The organism is Methanolobus sp., assembly GCF_030682845.1.
Taxonomy (GTDB): domain Archaea; phylum Halobacteriota; class Methanosarcinia; order Methanosarcinales; family Methanosarcinaceae; genus Methanolobus.
The window spans coordinates 1-4,202 of the sequence record NZ_JAUXNK010000060.1 but is presented as its reverse complement, the minus strand read 5'-3'; the positions used below and the strand labels follow the sequence as shown (position 1 = coordinate 4,202).

At 46.4% G+C, this 4,202-nt stretch carries 5 protein-coding genes; all 5 read left to right on the top strand.

Annotated features, from left to right (window positions below; genetic code table 11):
* The coding region (locus Q8J68_RS07055; RefSeq protein ID WP_305310814.1) for a nucleoside recognition domain-containing protein at window positions 1-301 on the top strand (301 nt) is incomplete at its 5' end.
* Between the two features lie 14 nt (window positions 302-315).
* Window positions 316-783, top strand: a complete 468-nt coding sequence (locus tag Q8J68_RS07050) for a hypothetical protein (protein ID WP_305310813.1) — start codon at window positions 316-318, stop codon at window positions 781-783.
* A 9-nt stretch (window positions 784-792) separates the two neighbouring features.
* Window positions 793-1,071: a FeoC-like transcriptional regulator gene (locus tag Q8J68_RS07045; RefSeq protein WP_305310812.1), complete on the top strand. Its 279-nt coding sequence runs from the start codon at window positions 793-795 to the stop codon at window positions 1,069-1,071.
* A 217-nt stretch (window positions 1,072-1,288) separates the two neighbouring features.
* Window positions 1,289-2,911 carry a methylamine methyltransferase corrinoid protein reductive activase gene (locus Q8J68_RS07040; RefSeq protein ID WP_305310811.1) on the top strand — a complete coding sequence of 541 codons (1,623 nt, stop codon included), beginning with the start codon at window positions 1,289-1,291 and terminating at the stop codon, window positions 2,909-2,911.
* Between the two features lie 28 nt (window positions 2,912-2,939).
* Entirely contained in the window at window positions 2,940-4,031 is a 1,092-nt protein-coding gene (locus tag Q8J68_RS07035) for a GTP-binding protein (RefSeq protein ID WP_305310810.1), read from the top strand.
* Window positions 4,032-4,202 lie beyond the last annotated feature (171 nt).

Sequence of the window (4,202 nt, the reverse complement as noted above, 5' to 3'; positions counted from 1 at the left end):
TGTGTTTGGTTTAGTGGCAAAGGAAATAGTCGTGGCATCAATGGGGGTGCTATACGGAGTAGGGGACAACCCCGGGGCTCTGACTACAAACCTGATTGCTGACCCATCGATAACTGCCCTTAGCGCACTCAGCCTCATGGTCTTTAGTCTGCTGTATATGCCCTGTGTGGCAACCCTGGGGGTTATCAAAAAGGAAACGGGATCCTGGAAATGGACTGCCTTCGCCTTTTTTTACGGGATTGCAGTCGCCTGGATAATGGCTTTCCTTGTATATCAGGGAGGTAAACTGCTTGGATACTGAACAGAGGTTATGAGATGAGCACTACAGACAAAATGCTGTTCGCCCTTATTATGGGATGTAGCTACATCCTTATCGGAATGGTCCAGTTGATAACAGGTGTCTTGAAGGCTTTGTCTGAAGCCAACATATCAGGTTACACAGGATATGCTGTCACAGATATGCTGTTCATCCCGCCGGACATTATTGCAGGGATGATCCTCATACTTATAGGGTGCGTATTCATGTATGGGGCATCAGAGATACATTCCGGTGTACACGAAGGGATAGCATATGTGTATGTAGGGATTCTGCTTTCCCTCATATTTGCAGGAATATATATGCTTGCAGCAACAGGAGACCTGCTTGAAGCCCGCCTGTTAAAGAACGAGGACTATGCCGGCTGGTCGGTCCTTGATGCGCTGAGGCCTGAAATATACCTGGGTGTGCTGTCATTGCTCACATACCTTAAGTGGAAGGACAGCTTTGAGGTTGCAGAAAATTGAGTGGATAGGATGCTTAAAGACGTATTGAGAAGCCTGTATCTTGAGAACCTTTCCTACGGCGAGGTTGCACAGCGGCTTAACATCAGCTCCGATACCCTGAAGGGGATAATTCAGAATATGGAGCATATGGGTTATATCAGGGCGGTTTGTGATGAAGACGGGCCAGCTGCCGGTAAAGGGTGTTGCACCTGCCCTGCAGCACCAGCGTGCCATAAAGGAAGTTCTTTTCAGGCAGGTAAAAAATATGCCCTGACAGAAAAAGGAGAAAGGATGTGCAGCGAGAAATGAGTATTTAGTTCTTTCGATACTGCAGATAAGATACAAATCCAATTGACTTGGGGTACTTACTTTCAGTCGGTTGCTGTACTGCCATTTTTTAGAATTAATATAAGTACTTCAATCAATTTAAATAGTACTGCTTTCAAACATCAGTACCGTAGCATATATTTTTAAGTTAGAACTCAATACTAACTTAATAACTTTACAAAAACTTCAAGGGATACATATGAGAACAGGAGTTGCAATCGACTTAGGAACCAGTGGTATTCGAGCACAGAAGATAGACCTGGATAATGGAGAGATTAAGAAGACAGTTATAACTCTTCGTAACCCGCTTCCGGGAGCTAATGTGATGGACCACCTTGACTTTGCTATTACCTACGGACTGGAACTTGCTCACGGACTTCATGTGAATGCCGTAAGAAAGGTCATTGAGGCCCTGGGTGTAGTGCCTGAAGAACTGCAGAGGATGGCTATCTGCGGAAACCCGATACAGCTTTCCATATTCCAGGGAATCCCGATAGATGACCTTGCGTATGCAGGAGAACGGAAAAAAGAGAAGCTCAACATTAAGGAATCTGACAGGAGTGCACGCATTGTCAACTGCCCCGAGGTCACTGGCCTTGAAGTTTATCCAAATGCAAAACTTGTAGTCCCGCCTGCAATCAGACATGAAGTTGGCGCAGACGCACTTGCGCTAATTATCAAATCCGGCTTCCTCGATACCCAGGAAACTGCCATTGCCACGGACTACGGCACCAACGCAGAAATGGCACTTATACACAAAGGTACCATCTATACAGGTTCCGCTGCAGCCGGCCCTGCGCTTGAAGGCCAGCAGATAAAGTACGGGAAACTGGCATCACCATTTGTCATCGCGGATGTCGAGTTTGAGAATGGCAATCTGCGCAACTACGTGCTTGATGCTGAAATGAATACAATAAAAGCAAAGCTTGTGGACCCAAAGAGCGGAGAGGTATTAGAGGACAGCGACCTTAATGCAAAAGGCATAACAGGTACAGGAGTTATTGCCATCATTGACGCCGGGATGAAGAACGGCATCATACAGCTTCCAAAGATTAACACGCCTGACCATATACTCTACCTGCAGGACAAGGTCAAGTTCTTCGAGAACGACGTTCAGGAAGCCGGGCTTGCGATCGGTGCCATACGTGCCGGCCACCTTGCATTGTGTAATGCAGCCGGCATAGAGGTCAGCGAAGTGAAGAAAGCATACATGTCAGGAGCTGCAGGCACTTATATGGATGCAGTGAAAGCACACCAGATAGGCATGGTGCCCTACAATGTAGATGAAGTGATCCAGATAGGAAACACATCACTCATTGTGGCAAAGGAGATCCTGCTCTCGGAAGAGAGGCTATGGGAACTCCAAGAGATCGCAAGGAAAATCCTCAGCAACCACATAATGTTTGCAACCGACCAGGGATTCAAGGATGCGTATATCCAGGAGATCTCCTACTGGACAGAGGGTATGCCTTTCAAGATGCTGAAGAAGTTCCTCAAGAAAAAGGGGCTCCCCCAGATCGACTTGCCGGAACATACCACAAGGGTCGATAAACGTGTGATAAGGGATATCCCCATACTTGGTGAAGAAGGACTCGAGGTGCTTGAAAAGGTAGGCACGTTCCTTACTATGAAAGTTGACTGCCCCGAGTGCAAGAAGTGCGCCAAGGTCTGTCCCACCGATGCGCTCAGTATCGATGACGATGGCCTTGTCATGATAAGTTCGGATCTTTGCGACGGCGCGAACTGCAAGAGATGCATCAACGCATGCCCCAAGGATAAATTCAAGTGGGAGAACCTTGAAGTGCTGGAAATTCCGGCATGATCCTTTTTCAGAACAGGAGCATAACCTTATGAAAGTACTTGTAATTGGTGGATTTTTAGGTAGCGGTAAAACCACCACCGTCCTAAGGCTTGGACGGGATTTCAGCAACGCGGGGAATAAAGTCGCTATCATTGTCAACGAAATTGGAGAAGTGGGGATTGACGGAGATGTGATCTCCAAATATGGCCTCCAGACAACCGAACTGACAAGCGGGTGCATCTGCTGTTCGTTGAAAATAAACATGAAGACAACTATCAGTCTTCTGATGAGAGACTATAAGCCGGACATATTGCTCATCGAACCTACAGGCATTGCGTTTCCTCAGATCATTAAGAATGAGATTAAACTCATGGATCTGAAGGACACCACTATCCAGCCTCTGGTGACGCTTATAGACGGAAGCAGGTTCAAGCAGCTGATGAAGGAAGTCAAACATTTTGCAATGAGGCAGATAATTGATGCGGAGGTACTGGGAATCAACAAAATCGACCTTGTGGACAAGATCCAGATACCTATAATTGAGACTTCCATCCAGCAATTGAATCCGAAGGCCAAAGTAATACTGCTCTCTGCAACATACGAAGATGAACACTGGTACGATTTCGTGAGAATGTTATTTGGAGAAGGCGCAGAGGAAATAATAAAGGGAGACAGAGTTGACGAGCTCAAGACCAGCATCCCCGGTATCCAGATGGTCGATAAGGTAACCGGCAAACCTGTCGCAGATACAATGGACTCTATCGGTGCCTCGGGGATCACCAGTTATGCCACGGAGTACAGTATAGGTAACATCCACACCGACCAGGCAGAGTCCGTCGTCAGGGATCTCATAGATAATATCAAGGAAGAGGTCATAAATTCAAGCCCTGAATTCGTAGGGCATATCAAGCTGTTCATGGAGTCTGAAACGGATACAGTGAGGGCAAACCTGACAGCATTTGATAAAGAGGTTGCGTATGAGCTTATCCAGTCACGGAATGCGGAACCCCGCAGATTGAAGATACTTTCAGCCGTATCTAACATCAAACGTGAGAGGCTGATCAGTATTGTGAATGGTGCCGTTGAGGAAAAACTGGAGACTCACGGGATCAGTTTCACACAGAAAGTTAATGCACATTGAAGAAAGTTACGATGCGCATTCCCCCGTCTTCAGACGGGGGTTAGCATCGTCCCTGCGAAGGCATTACTCCAGTAAACAATATCAATAAAAAAAGCATACGCTTATCAAACAAAAAAGAAGGATCTTTTTATGATACGCAAGCCAAAGAATGCTGATAATCTTTATGGATAT